Annotated in this window: 13 protein-coding genes and 1 tRNA gene; 10 read left to right on the top strand and 4 right to left on the bottom strand. The window is 63.8% G+C overall.

The window, feature by feature from the left end; genetic code table 11:
* Both JST30_09920 and JST30_09915 read right to left on the bottom strand, forming a co-directional pair.
* Positions 1–2,739 carry a hypothetical protein gene (locus tag JST30_09920; GenBank protein MBS1714638.1) on the bottom strand — a complete coding sequence of 913 codons (2,739 nt, stop codon included), beginning with the start codon at positions 2,737–2,739 and terminating at the stop codon, positions 1–3.
* Positions 2,740–2,814: 75 nt separating this feature from the next.
* Positions 2,815–4,731 (bottom strand): glycogen debranching enzyme family protein, encoded by a 1,917-nt coding sequence (locus tag JST30_09915; GenBank protein MBS1714637.1) that lies wholly within the window; start codon positions 4,729–4,731, stop codon positions 2,815–2,817.
* Between the two features lie 126 nt (positions 4,732–4,857).
* Between JST30_09915 and JST30_09910 the strand changes: the two genes are divergently transcribed.
* From JST30_09910 to JST30_09880, 7 genes are all read left to right on the top strand, one after another.
* On the top strand, positions 4,858–5,067 hold the full coding sequence (locus tag JST30_09910; protein MBS1714636.1) for a hypothetical protein: 210 nt from the start codon (positions 4,858–4,860) through the stop codon (positions 5,065–5,067).
* Between the two features lie 159 nt (positions 5,068–5,226).
* On the top strand, positions 5,227–6,243 hold the full coding sequence (locus JST30_09905; GenBank protein ID MBS1714635.1) for a LacI family DNA-binding transcriptional regulator: 1,017 nt from the start codon (positions 5,227–5,229) through the stop codon (positions 6,241–6,243).
* Positions 6,240–8,399: a hypothetical protein gene (locus JST30_09900; protein ID MBS1714634.1), complete on the top strand. Its 2,160-nt coding sequence runs from the start codon at positions 6,240–6,242 to the stop codon at positions 8,397–8,399. Before JST30_09905 ends, JST30_09900 begins: the two co-directional genes overlap by 4 nt.
* Positions 8,400–8,408: 9 nt before the next feature.
* Complete coding sequence (locus JST30_09895) at positions 8,409–9,305, top strand: prepilin-type N-terminal cleavage/methylation domain-containing protein (GenBank protein ID MBS1714633.1); 897 nt, start codon at positions 8,409–8,411, stop codon at positions 9,303–9,305.
* 4 nt (positions 9,306–9,309) lie between these two features.
* The gene (locus tag JST30_09890; protein ID MBS1714632.1) at positions 9,310–9,564 is read left to right on the top strand and encodes a hypothetical protein; all 255 of its coding nucleotides are present in this window, start codon (positions 9,310–9,312) and stop codon (positions 9,562–9,564) included.
* Between the two features lie 32 nt (positions 9,565–9,596).
* Positions 9,597–12,047 (top strand): extracellular solute-binding protein, encoded by a 2,451-nt coding sequence (locus JST30_09885; protein MBS1714631.1) that lies wholly within the window; start codon positions 9,597–9,599, stop codon positions 12,045–12,047.
* A gap of 13 nt (positions 12,048–12,060) precedes the next feature.
* Entirely contained in the window at positions 12,061–13,761 is a 1,701-nt protein-coding gene (locus JST30_09880) for a carbohydrate ABC transporter permease (GenBank protein ID MBS1714630.1), read from the top strand.
* Here the strand turns inward: JST30_09880 and JST30_09875 are convergent.
* The gene (locus JST30_09875) at positions 13,758–14,279 is read right to left on the bottom strand and encodes a hypothetical protein (GenBank protein ID MBS1714629.1); all 522 of its coding nucleotides are present in this window, start codon (positions 14,277–14,279) and stop codon (positions 13,758–13,760) included. The genes JST30_09880 and JST30_09875 overlap by 4 nt on opposite strands.
* Before the next feature lie 83 nt (positions 14,280–14,362).
* Here JST30_09875 and JST30_09870 point away from each other — a divergent pair.
* The 3 genes from JST30_09870 to JST30_09860 all read left to right on the top strand — a co-directional run bounded on the left by JST30_09870 (position 14,363) and on the right by JST30_09860 (position 16,838).
* A tRNA-Arg gene (locus JST30_09870) sits at positions 14,363–14,438 on the top strand.
* An 816-nt stretch (positions 14,439–15,254) separates the two neighbouring features.
* Entirely contained in the window at positions 15,255–16,118 is an 864-nt protein-coding gene (locus JST30_09865; GenBank protein MBS1714628.1) for a hypothetical protein, read from the top strand.
* 162 nt (positions 16,119–16,280) lie between these two features.
* Positions 16,281–16,838 carry a zf-TFIIB domain-containing protein gene (locus JST30_09860; GenBank protein ID MBS1714627.1) on the top strand — a complete coding sequence of 186 codons (558 nt, stop codon included), beginning with the start codon at positions 16,281–16,283 and terminating at the stop codon, positions 16,836–16,838.
* Positions 16,839–16,912: 74 nt separating this feature from the next.
* Here JST30_09860 and JST30_09855 read toward each other — a convergent pair whose 3' ends face one another.
* Positions 16,913–19,297 carry a hypothetical protein gene (locus JST30_09855; protein ID MBS1714626.1) on the bottom strand — a complete coding sequence of 795 codons (2,385 nt, stop codon included), beginning with the start codon at positions 19,295–19,297 and terminating at the stop codon, positions 16,913–16,915.
* Positions 19,298–19,420 lie beyond the last annotated feature (123 nt).

Below are 19,420 nucleotides of genomic sequence, written 5' to 3'. Positions count from 1 at the left end.
CTACTGGGACACCGTCCACCGCACCCTGTCGAGGGCCGCGTGCCACTTTCCGGTCGGGGCGGGACCCGCGGCTTTGAGCCGGTAGCGCACCTTCATTTCCCTTGTCGTCGGGGCGATGAACCGGGACGCGGACGCACCGACCGGAACCGAGACGACTTGATCGGCGAGTGTCGCTGTCCTCGCGTCCAAGAGGACCCACGCCTGAGCGTCGAAGTCATAGGCGTAAAGTTCTTGGGTCAGTCCGACGGCCGAACCGGACGATTCCAACGTGACCGTGATCCCGTTAGCGACCGATCCCGGTGCGACGGTCGTCATGTCCACCGTGACCGGCGCTTCGTCTTGGCCGGGAACGATCGGGCCCATTGCGACCGTCAGATCGGCATCGTCGCTCGCTTGTAGCGAAGACAGTCCGCCGGCAACCGTCCGCCCTCTTACGGTTTGGAAGCCGGTCGGGCCGACGCTCGTATCGGCCGGACCGACGGCCCCGGACCAGGCCCCGCGCCCATACGTGTAGGTGACGAGGGTCGAGTTGTTCCTCCACTGGAAGAAGTCGATGGGGACGGTGCCGGGCCCCTGAGTCTCGACGGACCAGCTTTGTCCGTTGTCCCAACTGACGAAGATCCCGATGTCCGTGCCCGCGAAAAGGTGCCCAGGTCGGAGGGGATCGAGGGCAAAGGCGCTGACGGGCGCCTCGGGAATATGCCTCTGGCCGATGCCCGTGACCTGATGGAACGTCGCACCGCCGTCGTTCGTCTCCCACAGGTTGTCGTCCGTCCAACCCATGAAGGCGACGTACACATGGTCCTTGTCCCCCGGGTCGATGACGATGCTCGAGATCCAGCGCGCGGGAAGCGGACCGTTCAGGTCCACGCGTGTCCACGAAGGACTGCCCGCCGTCCCGTTCGTGGTCTTGTAAAGCTGCCCGTTGTTATGGCCGGCCCAGATCACGTTCGAATCACCCTTTGCGATGGCGCAGAAGGACAAGTTGTAGGGCATCTCTGAAGCGAAGTGATCGGGCGGGGGCCCACCTTCGCCGCCTCCTCCGCCTGGCCCGGCGGCGATCGGCGGTTTGATCGCGGTCCACGTCGGCGGGTTACCCGTCCGGATGTTCGTCGACCTCCACAGCCGTCGGCAACAGGCCAACATCGTGTTCGACTGGTTCGGGTCGAGGGTCAAGTACGGAATGAAGTTGCAGTTGACTTCGTTTCCCCGGTCCGAGATACCTGCGGTCACGTCCGTTCCGAAGTTGTTCCCACCGTCCGTACTCCGGAACATGTTCATGTAGTAATAGCCGGCGTAGAACGTGTTCGGGAACGACGGGTCGTTGGCGCAATGCACGCCGTCCCCGCCGATCTCGGCCACCCAGTTCAAGGACCCTGAGCCGACCTGCGTATAGTTGTCCTGCGCCCCTGCGACGATACGGCCCGTGGAGTCGTTCATCGCCCCGCCGTAGAACTGCGTGATCCCGAGGCTGTTGTTCAGGTCGGTCGTCGTGTTGGCGTAGACGTTGGCCGCGGTCGCGACGCCACCGTCCGTCCCGAACCAGACGCGCCTCTTCGTCGTCCCGTCGAACCCAGGCTCTTCGGCGAGCCAATGGAAGTCGAGATGGACGTTCGTGAACGCCTGGGAACCGGAAACGCCTTGGTTCGTACTGCGGTAAGCGTTGACACCGCCGACGATCAGGTTGTTGTCGTTGGTCGGATCGACCCAAATCATGCAGTTATAGGCTTCGTAGTTTCCGAAGCTCGAGGTCGTCTTGACCACCCATGTCTGACCGCTGTCGGTCGATTTCCAGACTTTGAACGAGCTACCGGTGCAGACGGCAGCGTACACGTTGTTGGGCGCGCTCTTAGACCAGGCCGTCTCACAGCGGATCGTCGACGCGATCCCCGTCGAGGCCGACCATGTCTGACCTCCATCGGCCGATCTCACGACGCCCGGAGCGGCGGGCAGGCCCGCCACCGCGCGGTTCGGGTCGGTCGGGTGGAAGTCGACGTCGAAGACCTTGCCGTTATAGACCTTGACCCACGTCTGACCGCCGTCCGTCGTCCGGAACAGGCCGGTGTCGGTCGACGCCAAGATCGTCAGCGGGTCGGTCGGGCTCATCGCCAAGCGGCTGACGCAGTTGAAGTCAGGATTGACGGTCGAAGCCAATTGGTTCCACGACGTCCCTCCGTCCGTCGTCTTGTAGATCCCGGCGCCTTGGACCGCAGCTTTGTTGTTTTCGGCGAATTCCGAGTCGAAGTAGCTCTCACCCGAGCCCGCGTAGAGGACGCTCGGGTTCGATTTGTCGATGATCAAAGAGCCGATGCAGAGCGACGGGAGGTTTTCGTTCAGCGGAAACCAGCTCGAACCGGAGTTCGTCGTCTTCCAAATGCCGCCCCCGACCGATGCGATCCAAAGCGTCCCTGCCACGGTCGGATGCGGCACGACCGATCGGACGCGCCCGCCGACGTTGTCGGGCCCGAGATACGTCCAGACGGGCCCGCCCGCGATCTGACCGCCTTGAGCCTCGATCAGGGCCTTACGTTGCGCGACGGCCCGCATCATCGCGTCCGCCCGGACCCCGTTCCGACCATCGAGCCGCTGCGCATATCGGAACGCGAGCGCCTTGGAGCCGATGGCCTCGACGCCGTCCTTCACAGTCGCCCCTCCTTGTTGGACAAGGCGGCCGGCGGCGGCAAGACCGGCCAGAACGACGAAAGAGCCGAAAACGGCCGGCAGCAAGGAGCGTCTCATAGGAAGAAACCTCTAATGGACAGGAGTGTAACGCATGCCCCGTTCGAAACGGGCCGGTTTTGACCGGTAGAAGTCTTAGGTTCCTCGTTCGACGGCGTCCATGACCCGCAGACATTCCGCGACGCTCCAGGCCTGCCACGGGCACCCGCCGGGCGTTTGCGGCGCGTCGCCGTCGTAGACCTCGGCGATCCCGCCGATCCCATAGGTCGAGAGCCAGTGCCGCACCGGGCTGAGGAGGCTTTTGACTTCTTCGACGTCGCCTTTCAACCGCAGCACGGCCGAAGCGTACGGACCGAGCAGCCAGGGCCAGGACGTGCCTTGGTGGTACGCGGAATCCCGCTCCGCCATCGGTCCCTCGTACCGTCCTCGGTACCCGGGCTCGGCCGGGCCAAGTGTCCGGACGCCGTTCGGCGTCACGAGCTTCTGCCGGACGAGTTCGAGCGCTTGCACGGCGTTCGGCCCTTCGGCAGGCCCGAACGGGAGCGACATCGCGATGAGCTGGTTCGGTCGTAGGCTTCCGTCGTCCGGTTCCACCGTGTCCAAGTAGTGACCGAGCGACTCCTTCCAGAACTTGGCCCGGAACGAGGCTTCACCCTTTTCAGCCAGTTCTGTGAAGGTGCCCGGATCGGCGCCGAGCTTCTGGGCGAGTCGCTCCATCACACGGAGCGCGTTGATCCACAGTCCGTTCACTTCGACGGGTTTGCCGTGGCGGGGCGTGACGACCCAGTCGCCGACCTTGGCGTCCATCCAAGTCAGCTGCACACCGGGCACGCCTTGCCGGAGGAGGCTGTCGGACTTGTCGAGTCCGATCCCGAACTTCGTGCCTTTGACGTGCCATTCAAAGACGTCGAAACACCACGTCAGGGCTTCTTGCGCGAACTCTTCGTCCCAGTCCGCCTCGAGGACGGCGTGCAGGGCTTGGACGAACCACAGCGTTCCGTCGGCCGTGTTGTATTCAGGACGAGAATCCCTGTCGGCGAACCGGTTAGGGACGAGTCCCCGGTCCAAGTGGGCTGCGTACGACCTGAGGACGTCCTTGGCGAATCCGGTCTCGCCCGTCGGAAGGCACAGCCCAGGAAGGCAGACCATCGTGTCCCGGCCCCAATCGGTGAACCACGGATAACCCGCGATCACGGTCGCACGGTCAGGTGTCCGGACAAGGTAATGGCGTGCGGCGCACTTCAGGAGGTCGATCGGGGAGGCGTCGACGGCCGGTTTTTCGTCTTCGAACCCGATCGGGTCGGAGTCTTCGGACGTCGATGCGACCAACCGGGCCGTCTGCCCTGCGCCGAGCGTGTAGCGGAGTTCGCACGGGCAGTAAAGGTCGTCGATCGGATCGAGCCCGCGGACGGCTTCGAGCGGGTGTTCGAAGCGGTAGTACCAGCCCGTCGTCGGTGTCCGGTCCGCGTCCGGGTGTTCGAGACAGAGTTTGTCGCCTTCGTGGGTCAGCACCGTCCGCCCCTCGGGGAACACGAGAAACTGCGGGTAGAAGTCGGTGACCCGGAAATTATCATGATAGAACTTGTGGCAGACGAGCGGCCGCAGCGTAAGTAGGACGGGTACGGCCGACATGTTCTGGTACTCGATCGTGCAGGCGTTCTCTCCAGGATGCATCCGGATCCGGCGCCGCAGACGGTGTCCGTCCAAGTCATAGCTCCATTCCGCGTGAGAGCCGACGCTGAACTCCTCGATCAGCAGGTGCCCCTGCGGATGGACCGCTCCCACGTACTGGTTCGTCGACAGGCCGTAGCTCCGACCCTCGACCATCGCGAACGCTTCGACCGCTGCCAGGAGGACGACGCGTTCGGTCGGAGGACGGACGGCGGCGACGAGCAACCCGTGATAGCGCCTCGTGTTCGAACCGGCGACGGTGCCCATGGCGAACCCCCCGATCCCGTTCGTCAGGATCCATTCCAACTGCGAGGAGACCGGATAGTCCCGGCAGACTGCAGAGTCGTAAGTGTGCTTCATCGCGCCACGAGACACCCGCATCTTATCCGGGATTCCCGTTCGGTTCCAGGGAAGCCGATAGGCTTGCGGGCACGACGGGGCGGACGGGATGGAACACCCCTTCCGTGGGGCTGCGGACGTAGCTCCGCGATTCGGAGGACGAGACCAATGTTGCTGTCTGAAGCCAAACGTTATGTCGGCCAGTTCGTTTCCCTCACCTATGTCGAGCGGTCCGGCCGCAAGGTCGAAAAAGTCGCAGAAGTGTTCGATATCGGGTTCGTCCCGCTGTACGGGCCCTGCATGATCACCGACGTGGGGGAGATCCGGCTCGACCGTCTCGAATCCTGTCAGGTCGTCCAAGAAGAACGGGCCGCCTGAACCGCTTGCGCTTGCCTTCAAGGGGCCCGACCGAAACGGTCGGGCCCCTCTTTTCTTTCCGGACGGCCCCCCTGAGAAACGCCCGCGATCGCCTTGCGTCACGAAAAGCCTGCTATACTGAGAATACGTATTCTTCGGTAACGGCACCGGGACGCTTCGATGAGGGTCACACAACAGGACATCGCCAAGTACGCGCAGGTTTCCCAAGCGACGGTCTCGCGCGTCTTGGCGGGCGACGAGCGGGTCGAGCCTGAGATCCGTGACAAGGTCCTGGAGGCCATCGAGCAGCACAACTACCGGGCCGATGTCCGCGCCAGGAACCTCCGGAAGCAAAGCACGGGCCTGATCGGCCTGGCCGTCAAACGGCCGCACGGAGGGCTCGACGGCGACCCGTTCTACACCAGCCTGATCTCCGAGATCCTCGACGGCCTCGACGGGACGCCGTTCCATCTGTGCATCGAGACAGTCGCCGAAGGTAAGAGCCAATGGAACGTCTATGACGAGCTTCTTCGCTCCCGCCGCGTCGACGGTCTGATCCTCGTCGAGTCCGAAGCGCAGGACGAACGCCTTGTCCGGCTCCAGTGCGACCGGTTTCCGTTCGTCCTCATCGGCAATCCGATGGGGGCCAAAGTCTGGTCGATCGACAACGACAACGTGTACGCGGGACAGATCGCGACGCAACACCTCTTCGAAAGCGGCTACCGCCACGTCGGATTCCTGGCGGGTCGGCCCGGGATCACCGTCAGTGACGACCGGATCGAAGGTTACGCCCGGATCGCCCACCAGTACGAGGCGCCGGTCACCGTGTTCCATTCGGATTTCGGCCTCGAGGCCGCGTGCGAGACGGCGATGGCCGCCCTCGCAGGCCCGCAACGGCCGGACGCGCTCGTCGTGCTCGACGACTTCATGGCGATGGGCGTCGTGGTGGCGGCCAGACGGGCCGGGCTGCGCATTCCTCAAGACCTTGGCCTTGTCAGCTTCAACGACAGCAACGTCTGCCTCATGCTGGACGGCGGCCTGACGTCCGTCAGCCTCGACATCCCGCGGCTCGTCCATACCGCCCTGGAGACGTTGCTCGACGTCGTCAGCGGCGACGCCTCGGAGCCGAAGCGCGCCATCGTCCCCTGCCTGTTGCAAGTGCGCGGCTCGTCGATCCGGCAGGGGGGCCTCTTATGACCTTGACCGTGCTGGCCCTTGCGTCCGCGATGGCCCTCCAAGAGAAGTACGACGTCGACTTCGCGTTCGATCCGGGCCGGGCAGCGAAGTCGGTCGCGGTCGCCGGGAGCTTCAACGATTGGAACAAGGACGCGACGCTCCTCAAACGGGACGGATCGGTCTGGACCGTGAGACTGCAGCTCCCTCCGGGCAAGTATTGGTACAAGTTCGTCGTCGACGGCGACACGTGGACGGTCGACCCGAAGGCATCGAAGAACGAGGACGACGGCAACGGTAACACGAACTCGGTGCTTTACATTTGGCCACCTGACTATCTGGTTCCCGCATCTCCTGGAGACGGCCGCATCGCCGCTTCGGGGGTGCGCCACGCCCAAGGGCCGCCGTCGCTGAACTGGGACCGCGGCCGGTTGTCCCTGACCGTGACGGCGCGTCCGGACGACGTCCGAGGCGTTTCCGTCTGGTACCAGACGGGCTCGGGCCGGCCTCGACAGGCCGCGATGGCCCCTCAAGGAGGCGACGAGTTCACGACGCGCTACTCGGTGAAGGTGCCTTGGGACCGAAAATCGCCCTTCCGGTACTCCTTCTCCCTCGACGACGGGGGCCGCGGGCCCGCGACGTTCGACCGGACAGGGCTTTGGTACGCTCGGGGGGTCGGCCCTCAGGGCAGCGACTCTCGGTTCGTCCTCGAACCGAAATCGTTCCGGCCGCTGACCCCTCCGAAGTGGGTCGAGACGAGCGTCGTCTATCAGATCTTTCCCGACCGCTTCGCGAACGGCGACCCTTCGAACGATCCGGCCGACGTCATGCCTTGGAACGGCGAGCCGACGTACGGCAATTGGTTCGGTGGAGACGCCGCCGGGGTCCGAGCGCACCTGGGCCACCTCAAGAGGCTCGGCGTCGGATGCGTCTACTTCAACCCGGTCTTCGAGGGCCCCAGCAACCACCGCTACGAGGCGACCGACTACAAGAAGATCGATCATCGGTTCGGGACCAACCAAGAGTTCGCCGCGCTCACGCGCGACATGCACCGCCAAGGGATCAAGACCGTGCTCGACGGCGTGTTCAACCACACCGCTGTCGACTTCTTCGCCTTCTCCGACGTCCTGAAGAACCAGCAAGGATCGAAGTTCCTCGACTGGTATTCCGTGAAGTCCTTCCCGGTCACCGTTAGCGATCCGCCGCCCTATGAAGCCTGGTTCGGGTTCAAGTCGATGCCCAAGCTCATGACGACGAACCCTGCGACGAGCGACTATCTGATGTCCGTTCCCGACTTTTGGGACAAGACGGCCAAGATCGACGGGTGGCGCCTCGACGTCGCGAACGAAGTCTCAATGGACACCTGGCGCCGGTTCCGCAAGCGCGTCAAGGCCCACGGGGAAGACAAGTGGATCGTGGGCGAGATCTGGGGCGACGGTTCCCCTTGGCTCAAGGGGGATCAGTTCGATTCGGTCATGAACTACCGCTTCCGGGACGCGGTGCTCGCGTTCGCAGGGCGGGGCAAGACGACGCCCAGGCAGTATTGGAACGCCCTGATGAAGGTCTATGACGACTACGGGCCCCAGGTCAGCCGCAACATGATGAACCTCCTTGGCTCGCACGACACGCCGCGACTCCTCGACGAGTGCGGCGGCGATCCGCAGAGAGCTCGGTTCGCGGCGATGCTCCAGTTCACGTGGACCGGGGCGCCGTGCGTCTATTACGGTGACGAGCTCGGCATGGCGGGAGGACGCGATCCGGCGAACCGCCGTGGAATGCGTTGGGACCTCGCCCACGTCGACAACGGCTTTCTCCGGACGTACACGTTGCTTTCCGCCCTACGCGCGTCGAGCCCAGCCCTTCAAAGTGGAGACCCGACCCTTGTGGCCTGCGACGACGACAAAGGCCTTCTCGTCTTCCGGCGGCAGGTCGGTGACGAGTGGGCCGTGGTAGCCGTCAACGACGGCTCAGAACCGCAAAAGGTCCGCCTTCCCTGGACGTCGGGGAGCCTTGACGTCGAAAGTTTCCGAAACGACCCGGTCTCGACCGGCTCCTACCGCAGGAAAGCCGCGCCCGAAAACGGCGCCGTGACCCTGACGGTCTCTCCCCTCTCTGTGACCGTGGCGTCGCCCGCCCGGTCGCCCCGACCCCGCTCCCGAACCTCTTTGTCGACACGATAGGTGACACGTATGAACATCCGGACCCGGTCCGCCTTTACCCTCATCGAGCTTCTGGTCGTGATCGCGATCATCGCGATCCTGGCCGCGATCCTCTTCCCCGTCTTCGCCCAGGCGAAGGTCGCCGCGAAGAAGGTCGTCGTCATCAGCGGCTTCAAACAGACGATGAACGCCCACTTCCTGTATGCGGGCGACAACGACGACACGCCCTGTCCCCAATGGCGCGCGGGTTATGGCGCCAGCGGTGGCGGCGGCGACCAGACCGAAGGCATGTCGTGGGACAAGCTGATCCAGCCGTACACGAAGAACTTCAACATCCTCTACTCGACGGAAGACAAGTTCCCGACGTACGAGACGCCGTTCGGCAAGCTTCGCAGGAGCTTCGCGGTCGCACGTAACGTGTTCACCGCGATCCAGCCGCGGAAAGGCGTCCGCATCGGGACGACGACGTACTCGTTAGACCCGCAGCTCTACCGCGGGGCCAAGTCGTTCACATCGGTCCCGCTTCCCGCCGAGACCATCGCGATGGGCGAACAGCGACAGGACATTTCGGTCGGCAACTATCCCGATCCGTGGACCAAACCCGAATGGGTTTTGGCCAGTTCGATCGAGAACACCCGCCGCTCGGACTGGAAGAACACCGGAGACCCGAGGGCGAAGTACGGCAACATCGACAATCCGTACGCCGAGGGATCGGTCTGGGGCTTCGTGGACGGGCACGCCCGGTTCCAGAAGGTCAACGGTGCTGCGAGCGACGGGGTCTTCCAAGGCACGCTGTTCAAAGGCTACGAACAGAAGGCCGGCGCCTGGGTCGGCGGTTCGGGCGACCCGTTCTGGGACAGGGGCATCTCGTGCCTCGACGCTCTCCCAAGAGCGACCGACGCCGTCTGCAAGCTCCCCGGAGAATAAGTCCATGAAGAAGGAGATCCCTCCCGTTGCGATCGTCATCGTGGCCGTGCTCGGCGTCGCTGCGCTCGTCGGCATCTGGATGATGTCGGGCAACTCGGGAGGGTTGACCCAGCAACAGAAGGACCTCGCGATCGAGCAAAGCAAGACAAGGGCCGAACGGGACTCCGCTTACGCCAACGGTGTCGATGCGACGACCGCGCCTCCGACAGGCAGCGAGCAAGAGGCGCGGTCGAAAACGGGGACGTCGACCGGCAACTGATCGGCCCCGTCCTTGGATAGACTCTGAAGAGCATGGCAACGAGGCGGGGCGGCCCAGGGCTAGGGCGAGCGGTGATCGTCGCCTTGTGCCTTGCCGCCCTGCAAGCCTTCGGGCAAGTGCAGAAGCCCCAGACCGTCACCGTCTGGGGTCTCGGTGCCGGCCCGGACTCGAAGGGTATCGAGGCCGTCATGGCCGAGTTCGAGCGCCGGAACCCCGACTTGAAGATCAAGTCCACGAAGATGGGGGCCGGCGACATGAACCCTCAAAAGCTCATGACCGCGATCGTGGGCAAAGTTCCGCCGGACGTCATCGCCCAAGACCGGTTCAGCATCAGTGACTGGGCCAGTCGCGGCGCGTTCCGCCCACTCGACGACCTCATCGCCCGCGATCAAGGCACCGACCCGCTGTGCCCCAAAGCCGAACAGTACTATACGGCCGCTTGGTCCGAGACGCAGTACAAGGGCAAGACGTACGGGATCCCGACGGGCGCGGACGACCGGATCCTCTACTGGAACCGCGAGATCTTCCGGCGTCACGCAGACGGGCTCCGTAAGGCCGGACTCGACCCCGAACGTCCGCCTCGGACGTGGAGCGAGACGCTCGCCTACTCCAAGGTCCTGACGGAACGGAACGAGAGCGGCGCTATGCGGGTCGCGGGCTTCATCCCCAACTTCGGCAACTCGTGGCTCTACATGTACGCGTTCCAAATGAACGCCAGCTTCATGTCCCCGGACGGGCGCACCTGCACGCTCGACTCGCCCGAAGCCGAGAAGGCGCTCGACTTCATGATCGCCGGATACAAACTTTTGGGCGGGTACGACGAAGCCGAAAAGTTCAAGAGCGGCTTCCTCTCCAACGAGCACGACGCCTTTATCGTCGGCAAGGTCGCGATGAAGATCGACGGCGATTGGATCCTGTCGTCGCTCAGCCGTTACGCCCCCGACTTGGACTTCGGCGTCGCCCCGCCCCCCGTTCCCGACGACCGCTTCTACAAGCGCGGAGCGTTCGCCGACGAGAAGGACACGTACGTCACGTGGACGGGCGGATTCAGCTATGCCGTCCCGAACGGCGCCAAGAACCTCGAAGGCGCCTGGCGCTTCATCAAGTTCTTCACGAGCCTCGAAGCGCGCCTGATCGAAGCCCGGGCCCAGGCCGCCTACGAGAAGAGCCGTGGCCGGGAGTTCATCCCTCGGATCCAGGGCCACCGAGAAGCGAACCAAGAGTACGCCAAGCTCATCCGACCGTCGAACAAGAACCTGGCCGACGCCTTGGCGATGCACATCAAGCTCGCCGACGTCGGGCGGATCAGGCCCCCGACGATCGTGGGGCAGACGCTCTGGTCGGAGCATGTCAAGGCGCTCGAAACGGCCTGCAAGCTCGAAAAGACCCCCAAGCAGGCGCTGCTCGCAAGTCAGGCGGCCGTGCAGGCCGACCTGGACGCCAACCTCCGGTACGAGACGCTTAAGCCGTTCAATTTCCGGATCCCGATGGGCGTTTTGGGCGTCGTCCTGCTCGGCATCGTGGCCGTCGCCGTCGTCCGGTTCCGCAAGCTCAACCTCGGCAGACTGGCACGGCACGAAGCCTTCTGGGGCTACCTCTTGATCTCGCCTTGGATCATCGGGTTCCTGGTGTTCACGCTCGGCCCGATGCTCGCGTCGTTGACGATGAGCTTCACCCAGTACAACGTCCTCAGCGAGCCGCGGGCCCTGGGCCTCGGCAACTACCAAGAGATGCTCACGACCGACCGTGAGAACGTCCTCAAAGCGTTCGGGAACGTTTTCTACCTCACCGGGATCGGCGTGCCGCTCGGACTCTGCACAGGGCTCGTCGTGGCGATGTTGCTCAACAAGGCGACGACGGGGACGCGCTTCTACCGCACGGTCTACTACATGCCCTCGATCGTGCCTGCCCTTGCCAGTGCCGTCCTTTGGAGCTGGGTCTTAAGCGGCGACGCGACCAAGGGCCTCGTCAACGCCGTCTGGACGAACACGGTCTCCCATTGGCTCAGCGTGCCCCCGCCGGGCTGGTTCCAGGTCGCCGACTGGGCCAAACCGGGACTGATCCTCATGGGGCTGTGGGGCGCGGGAGGAGGCATGATCCTGTGGCTCGCAGGTCTCAAGGGCGTGCCCGGCCAGCTTTACGAGGCAGCCCACCTCGACGGGGCCAACCCTTGGCAGCAGTTCTGGCGGGTCACGCTGCCCATGCTCAGTCCGATCGTCTTCTTCAATGCGATCACAGGCGTCATCGGGGCCGTCCAAGAGTTCGACCGCATCTGGATCTTCATGGGCCCGGACACCGGGCTTGCAGGGCCCTCGAACTCGCTCCTCACTCCCGTCGTCCATTTGTTCCAGCAAGGCTTCCGCTTCTTCAAACTCGGCTATGCGTCCGCTTTGGCCTGGGTCGTGTTTTTCGTCATCCTTGCCTTGACGGTCGTCCAACTGAGCCTCCGCAAGCGGTGGGTCTATTACGAGGCGGACAAATGAGGAGGGACCCCTGATGCCCTGGCTGTTCGTGCTGGCCACGGTCCTGTTCTGGGGCGGGGCGGCGGCCCTGGTCTTCGGTGGCGCCCGGTTCGTGGCGTCCTTGAGCGGACCCGACGCCGCCCGGACGAAAGGTGCGGCCCTTGCGGGTGGCGGCCTTCTCGCGATCGTGGTCTCCGTCCTCCTGCGAGGCTCTCCGAACTTCGGCCTGCCCGTGTTCTGGCCCGTTCTCTCGGTGCAGCTATGGCTCGCGACCGTGACAGTCGTGTTCGCCTTCGTTTCAGTGGTCAAGGCCTTTAGCGACGATGGCCCGGGACGGCGTCAAAGCCACGTCCGCAACGCCCTACTCTGGGCGGCGGTCACCGTCGGAGTCACGTTCCTTCCTCGGGCCAACTCCGACCCGCCCCGGTTCCTGACGGGTCAGATCCACCTGAGTCCGGTCGGACTGGCGTGGCTGGTCGTCTTTGCGGCCTTGGCGGTCGGAGCGATGGCGTGGTCGGCTAAATCAGCGCGCGGCAAAGAGGTCTTCCGCGCCGTGTCGACCCAGATCGCCCTTCTCGTAGGATGTGTGGTGTTCGGGCTCCCCTTCTTGTTCCTGCTCGTCACGAGCTTCAAAGAAGACCGCGACATGTCGAACAAGGACGGGATCGTTTGGGTACCGCGTGTCGAACAGACGATGCCCGTCGACAACCCCGCACACCCGTATTACGAGGCCCGCTACCACGGCCTGACGGTCAAAGCCGACCTTGACAAGGAGAACCCGGACGGCACGCTTTCGCTCCGGATCGAGCGACCGGCCTACTATGGCGGCTACTCGTTCAACGTGCCGAAGGCGGAAGCCAAGCGCGTCCCTCGCGACATGCCCCTCGTCACCGCAACTTTCGAAGGCCAGGCGGTGAAAGGCGTGGTCTTCGAAAAACTCCCCGACGGGAGCGAGGACGTCCAGATCTTGGAACCTGCTTCGATGAAGGGCCGTCGCCACGTCTTCGCCCCTCGCCAGACCGAACACGTCCGCCCTGTCAGCCTTCGGTGGCGCAACTACGTCGAGGCTCTTGAATTCCTGCCTCCCGAGGCGCTGTACGGCCTGACGTATTTGAAGAACACACTTTGGCTCGTCGTCATGAACGTGGCGGGAGCCTTGATCTCGGGAAGCCTCGTCGCTTATGCCTTCGCCCGGCTCCGGTTCCCGGGCAAGGAACTGCTGTTCACCCTGATGCTGAGCACAATGATGCTGCCCGCAGCGGTCACGTTGCTGCCCCAGTTTTTGATCTTCCGGTCGCTGGGCTGGATCGACTCGCTCAAGCCGATGTGGGTGACGTCGTGGTTCGCGGCCGCGTTCAACGTCTTCCTCCTCCGCCAGTTCTTCATGCAAGTACCTTATGAGTTGGAGGACGCGGCCAAGATCGACGGCTGTGGCTACCTGCGGTCGCTGTGGTCGGTGATGTTGCCGCAGGTCAAACCCGCACTGGCGGTCATCGCGATCATGACGTTCCTCGGCGCTTGGAACAACTTCATGGGCCCGCTCGTGTACTCGTCGTCGCCGGAAACCATGCCGGTCTCTTATGCCGTCCAGCTCTTCAACGGCGAGAGGAACGGCGAACCGGGACTCCTGACCGCGTTCGTGACGATGTCGGTGGTCCCGGTGATCGCGTTGTTCGCCTTTGCCCAGCGCTTCTTCATCGAAGGCGTGACGCTGAGCGGACTGGGCGGCCGTTAGCCCTTCTTGAAGGTGCCTTCGCCGACTTTCTCGAACTTGCCGTTCTGCTGGAACTCGAGGACGAGTTTCATCTCGGTGTCCGAGACCTTCTTCATCGTCGAGCGGCTGACCGTGGGCTCGGGCGACATCATGGTCTGCCACGGATCGCTCGTAAAGACGATCGTGTCGCCGTCCAGTTTGCCCGTCTCGGTGCGCGGTGCCGCGCCGAAGTTCGTGAACGTCCAGCTCTTGTAAGCCTTGGCTTTCTCGTCCCAACCTGTGAAGCCGGACTCCGTCATCTTCATCCCCATGATGTCCATGAGCGAGGTCGAGCGAATGAACTGCCCGTCGACCACGTTTTCGAACGACATCGTCGAGTCCATTTCCGTTCCTTCCATGGTCCATTTCATGTTGCCGGACCATTTGCCGAGCATCCACGACAGTTTCTCGACTTGGGGCGAAAGTTTGAGGTCCGGCATTTGGGCGTTCGCGGCGATGGCGGTCAACGCGACCGCGACAAGGGCAAGGGTCCGTTTCATAAGCGTTTCCTTTCGCGACAACGTTACCAGACGGTGGACGCGCCTTTGGACCGTACCGTAAGCGGGTACCATCACGTTCCCGCCCGGGCGTAGCTCAGTGGATAGAGCACCAGTCTTCGGAACTGGGTGTCGGGGGTTCGAGTCCCTCCGCCCGGGCCACTCTGGCCCTTTCTTCCAGTGCGGCCGCCCGCACGTCGTCGCCCGCCCCGCGCGCCGCTTCCGCCAGCTTGCGCACAGCGTCTTCGAACGCGGCCAACGCCTCCCATCGGGCAGGGCGGACCCAGTCGCCGGTCACGTCGACGAGGAGCGGGGCCCGGTAAAGGTCGACCAGTCGCCGTGCCTGTTGAAGTCCCGGAGCGCCCCCGACGGGCGCCTGGAGCGACTTGAACAACGTCCATTCGTTCGCCTCTGGCCCCTCGGCAAGGCAACGCAGGACTTTGCGGTCGGTCTTCAGATGGCTTTCCAATTCGGTCCCCGCCTCGGCGAACGTCTTCCGGAGTTGGCTCAGGCAGACGCTCAATCGCGCCGACGCCTCCCTTTCGCCCGAACCGGGCCACAGGCGACGCATGACCCAGCCCCGAGAGACGCTCCGGCCTTCTTGAAGGGCGACGAGCGCCAAGACGTCCCGCGACTTGGTGGTCGGATAAGCGTCGACCACGGCCCCGCACTCCCGAAACGCCAACGCACCGAACACCTGGACACTCATCCCTCGTACCAACGGGCCAGTATCCCGACACGCGAGGATCCGCCGCTATCCAGGTTTTCAGTGACATCCCTGTAGGTCGTCTCTAAGCTCGACACCTACCCGGAGCGGGCGGTCCGGGCCCGTGTCCAGCAGGTGCCGAGTACGCCTCTACCTCTGAGCCCACGTCATGAAAGCGGGTTCGACGGGCCCAGGTTCGTGCAACCGTCGGGCCGGACCGTCCGTCAAACCGCACGTAGAGTCACAATAAGCCGATTCAAGGAAAGGGAAACATGATCGCAAAACCGACCCTCTTGTTCGTCGCGGCCTTGACCGTCGCCCAAGCGATGGCCCAGACGGCCGCCGTTCCGGAAAAGAAAGTCCTGCGCCTGAACTTGGCCGCAGGCAACTCCATCACCATGAAGACCGTCACCGACGGCGTCATGAACCTCAGCGTTCAGGGGAACGACAACGAGATGAAGTCGAAGATCACGATGGTCAACAAGACGGACGTCTCCGCCGGCGACGGCACCTGGCTGAAGTTCATCCTTCAGACCACGGACTTCAAGATGGAAGGCGACACGATGGACATGGGCATGGGCGGCGGCACCGATCCGGCCACGGCCATGAAGGCCGTCAAGATCCAGGGCGAGTTCGACCCGACCGGCACGACCCGCAACGTCACCATCGCCGACGACGACAAGCTCGACATGATGACCAAGCAGAGCATGTCCAGCATGCTGGAGCAATGGTCGCAGATCGGGTTTATGGCGCTGACGTTCCCGAAGGACGCGGTCGGGGTCGGCGACAAGTGGACCAAAGAGCTGGACCTCGGTAAGGTCATGGGTTCGAACCCGATGATCTCCAACGCCGCCGGCAAGGCCCCGATGGAGTTCACGATCGAGGCCTTCGAAAAGGTCGACGCCATGGACACCGTGAAGATCAAGGTCTTCATGGACGCGAAAGCCACGTTCGACATCGCGGCCGCGGGTTCGAGCGGAAGCATGACGATGACCAGCAACGGTTTCGTTTGGGTCGACCTGGCCACCGGCGTCACCGTCAAAGGCGAGTCCAAGATGGCGAACAACATCGACTTCGGTGTCGGTTCGATGCAACAGAACATGACGATCGCCCAATCGGCGACGGTCTCCAAGTAAGTCAGGACAGTCGAGGCGGCTCCGGGGGACGGCCTCGGAGCCGCTTTTTCATGCCTGGTGATCTGCCGGCCCGACGGATCAGGCCCACGGTCCTGGACGTCTGACGCCGACGCAGAACGTCGACACGTCCGTCCTACGGCGCGTTCCGGTCATAATCGGCCCGTGAACTGCCCTGCATGCCGGACTCCGATGGCCCTAGTCCCTGCCAACGGCGCCTCGTTCGAAGCGTGCCGAGACTGCGGCGGCCTTTGGTTCCCGTCGGGCGAGCTGGCGAACCTGCTCGCGTCGGACGGGGCCTCGATCGATGCCGTCGAAGACCGATACGCGCCCTCCAGTCCGTCGGACGGCCCGGCCGTCTTCAGTTGTCCGGCCTGTGCCTGCGCGCTCGACCGTTATCGGTATCAGTACTCGAGCCCGGTCGTCTTGGACGGTTGCCCCCAGTGCGGCGGTGTGTTCGTGCAGGACGAAGAACTCGGCGACATCGTGAAGTGGCGCGGACGGGACCAGACGCAAGAGGCGAAGGACGCAGCCGTAGCCGAAGCCGTGGCCGGAGCCGACGCGCGGATGGTCGAGGCCATCCGGTCGTCCCAAGCGGCCATGAGGACGTCCCGTGCGCTTTCGATGCGGTGGGGTTACAGCGGGGGGCTTTTCCAGTGGTCGACGGTCGACGTCTTCGGCGATGAACCGGACTTGCCGCCTGCGTCCGGAATCCCGGACTGAACGTCGTCCTCGAAAGACGAAAAGGGGGCGGGCCGCTTGCGCGGCCCGCCCCTCGTGTCGTCTCTCAGCCGTCCCTACGGGGGCGAGAGGATCCAGTAGGCCGTGTCCGTGTCGACGCACCACAGTGCGACGGCGCTGGGGCCGGTCGCTTTGACCGAGTACTTGGCTTTCAACACGTTCCCCGCATCGATGTACCGGTTGTGGTTGCCCGTGGACGCCAGCGTGAAGTACGCGTAGCTCGTCGTCAGGGCGTCGGTGCGGAAGTCCGTCGTGTCCCAGTTGGCGGTGTTCTTGTTCCACATCTCCATCCGCTGCTGGAAGACGCCGTTGTTCGCCATCTTCGCGCGGGTGATGAAGTAGACGCCGCCCGTCGTCGAGCCTGGGGCCTTGGCCGTTATCTCGACTTGGACCGGCGCAGCCGTGGCGTTCGGCACGACGAACTTGCACACCCGGAGGGCGTTGCCGTCGGCCGCTTGCAGGCTGGCCAGGTTGCCCGAGTTCTGCTTGCCGAGTTTGACGGCGAACGCGGTCGGGTTGACGATGGCCCACACGTACAGGTCGGCGGACCGGGTCCTCGTCGCACCGCTGTAGCAGTTCTCGAAGACGGCGTTGCCGGTGTAGTGGCCGTAAGGAAGCGCGCTCGCGTTAGCGTTCGCGTCGATGTTGACGACGGTACTGCCGCCCTCGAAGATCTGTCCCGAATCAGGGCTGGCGGTGAGCCAGCTCGGCGTCGAAACGAGATAGTTGAAGCCGACGTTGCCGCTGTTGCCGACGGTCGTGTTATAGCCGCCGTTGGCGAAGGACTGGCCTTCATAGCCGGACCAAGACATTGCACCCGTCGTGTTCGTCGTCAGGGTGCCGGACGTAATGTTGTCCGTCCGCGTCGCGGCGACGTAGGTCGCCCACTGGCCGGACTTGGCGTACTCGCCGTACATCCAGAGTTTCTGGTGCCCGGTCGATCCGCCACCGCCGTAGTAGTCGCCCCAGTCCAAGTCGCCCTGGAAGTAGTCGCCCCAGCGATAGCCGCCGTATCCGGACGTCCCCGCTTTCGCGACGACGTAAGAGTTGGTGAAGGTCTCGTTGTAGAACGAAACGTAGGCCATCGACGGGTACGCCTGGAAGCCAGACGTGTTGCTCGAGTAGGAGTACACCCAGGTGAAGGTGTTCTCATAGTTGGCGGCCGGCGACGCGTAGTAGTTCCACTGCGACGAATGCCAGTAGTTCCAGTCCAGGTCGGTCGTTCCACCGTTTGCGTCCAGGACGTAGAGGCGGGACGCCGAGTAACCGTTCTGCGACGGGTTGGCGCAGCACAAGCCGGTCACGATTCGGAACCGACCGAGCGCCGACGAGAAGACGCCATAGGCGGTCGTCAGTCGCGCGTCGTTGGTCGCGATCGTGTTGCCGGCCTGGTCCCGAGCGTCGGGGGGCGAAGCGTACTGGTTCACGACCTTGTCGAACCGGCTCAGGCTGTGGGCTCCGAGAGGGTCGGTCAAGGACCAGACCGTGATCCGGTCGCCGCCGCCTGCACGGCTGTTGGCGAAGTAGACGCCGCCGTTTCCGCCGTTGAGCATCCTGGCGACGCGCGGAGCGAAGGTCGCCGAACCGTCAGCGTTCGTCAGGTTTTGGTCCGTGATCATGGACGCCGAGAGGGCGTTGTAGATCTCGGAAGGGTTCCACGTGCGGAACGTGGCGGTCGTGAAGCTCGAGCCGCTGTACGTGAACTGGTTGCCGGAAGCGTGCAGCGCGGCCGAGCCGTAGCCCAGGTCGTAATTGTCGCACCAGGCTTCCGTGGCGCCGCTACCGGTATCTCCCGGGAAGTAGTACCACCACCAGTTGCCGAACGGGTCGGAGTCGTCGCTGACCACCAAGATCAACCGCGAGTCCTTGGCCGCCGTGTCGAGCTTGTGCCACAGCATGATCCATCGAGCCCGCCAAGGGTCGAACATGACGCGACAGTCGAAGATGAAGCCGTTGTCGCCCAAGAACGAGTTGATCGTGTTCTCGTAGAGGGTGTTGCCACACTTGTCGCTGATGCGCCACGTGGAGTTGACCGTCTCGACGATGTAGTTCTGCCCGACCGCGATGCTGTTGTCGGGAGGCGTGAGGCTCGTCTGGCCGATGCCGTCGAAGCCGATGATCACGGGCCCCGATTGGATACCGACGCCTTGCGCGGGCGGTTCGGTGAACTTCTCGGGATGGTCGTACGCCGTGATCTTCTCACCGCGCCATTTCCCGCCCTTGTTGGGCTCGAACATGGGCGACGTCGTTCCGAGCGGAGCGGTCACCGTGCTCGTGAAATGTGGCTCGGCCTTTGGCAAGCCCTGTACAAGTTTAGGGTTCCAAGCCTTCGGGGTCCATTGGCCCTTCGGGTTTGGAGCGGTATCGGGTCGACCCTGCGCGTTCGCCGCCAATGCCAAGGCGACGATCGACAGCAGTGCCGCCGTCTTTCCAATATTCATTTTGAGTCTCCTGTCCTGATCCTCTCCCCATCACATCATACGATGAAACCACGTGTTTTTGACCGAACTTTTTTGTCTTCAAAACGATCTACGTTAAGGCCGGCCCGGATGCGACGATCCTAC

The organism is Armatimonadota bacterium (genome assembly GCA_018268395.1).
GTDB lineage: Bacteria > Armatimonadota > Fimbriimonadia > Fimbriimonadales > Fimbriimonadaceae > JAEURO01.
The sequence above is the reverse complement of the archived record's forward strand: the minus strand, read 5'-3'. Positions and strand labels throughout refer to the sequence as shown.

What these genes read in the sequence shown, in the direction of transcription:
- JST30_09920 (MBS1714638.1), bottom strand. Translation starts at nt 2,739, where the DNA reads ATGAGACGCTCCTTGCTGCCGGCCGTTTTCGGCTCTTTCGTCGTTCTG.
- JST30_09915 (MBS1714637.1), bottom strand. Translation starts at nt 4,731, where the DNA reads ATGCGGGTGTCTCGTGGCGCGATGAAGCACACTTACGACTCTGCAGTC.
- JST30_09910 (MBS1714636.1), top strand. Translation starts at nt 4,858, where the DNA reads ATGTTGCTGTCTGAAGCCAAACGTTATGTCGGCCAGTTCGTTTCCCTC.
- JST30_09905 (MBS1714635.1), top strand. Translation starts at nt 5,227, where the DNA reads ATGAGGGTCACACAACAGGACATCGCCAAGTACGCGCAGGTTTCCCAA.
- JST30_09900 (MBS1714634.1), top strand. Translation starts at nt 6,240, where the DNA reads ATGACCTTGACCGTGCTGGCCCTTGCGTCCGCGATGGCCCTCCAAGAG.
- JST30_09895 (MBS1714633.1), top strand. Translation starts at nt 8,409, where the DNA reads ATGAACATCCGGACCCGGTCCGCCTTTACCCTCATCGAGCTTCTGGTC.
- JST30_09890 (MBS1714632.1), top strand. Translation starts at nt 9,310, where the DNA reads ATGAAGAAGGAGATCCCTCCCGTTGCGATCGTCATCGTGGCCGTGCTC.
- JST30_09885 (MBS1714631.1), top strand. Translation starts at nt 9,597, where the DNA reads ATGGCAACGAGGCGGGGCGGCCCAGGGCTAGGGCGAGCGGTGATCGTC.
- JST30_09880 (MBS1714630.1), top strand. Translation starts at nt 12,061, where the DNA reads ATGCCCTGGCTGTTCGTGCTGGCCACGGTCCTGTTCTGGGGCGGGGCG.
- JST30_09875 (MBS1714629.1), bottom strand. Translation starts at nt 14,279, where the DNA reads ATGAAACGGACCCTTGCCCTTGTCGCGGTCGCGTTGACCGCCATCGCC.
- JST30_09865 (MBS1714628.1), top strand. Translation starts at nt 15,255, where the DNA reads ATGATCGCAAAACCGACCCTCTTGTTCGTCGCGGCCTTGACCGTCGCC.
- JST30_09855 (MBS1714626.1), bottom strand. Translation starts at nt 19,297, where the DNA reads ATGAATATTGGAAAGACGGCGGCACTGCTGTCGATCGTCGCCTTGGCA.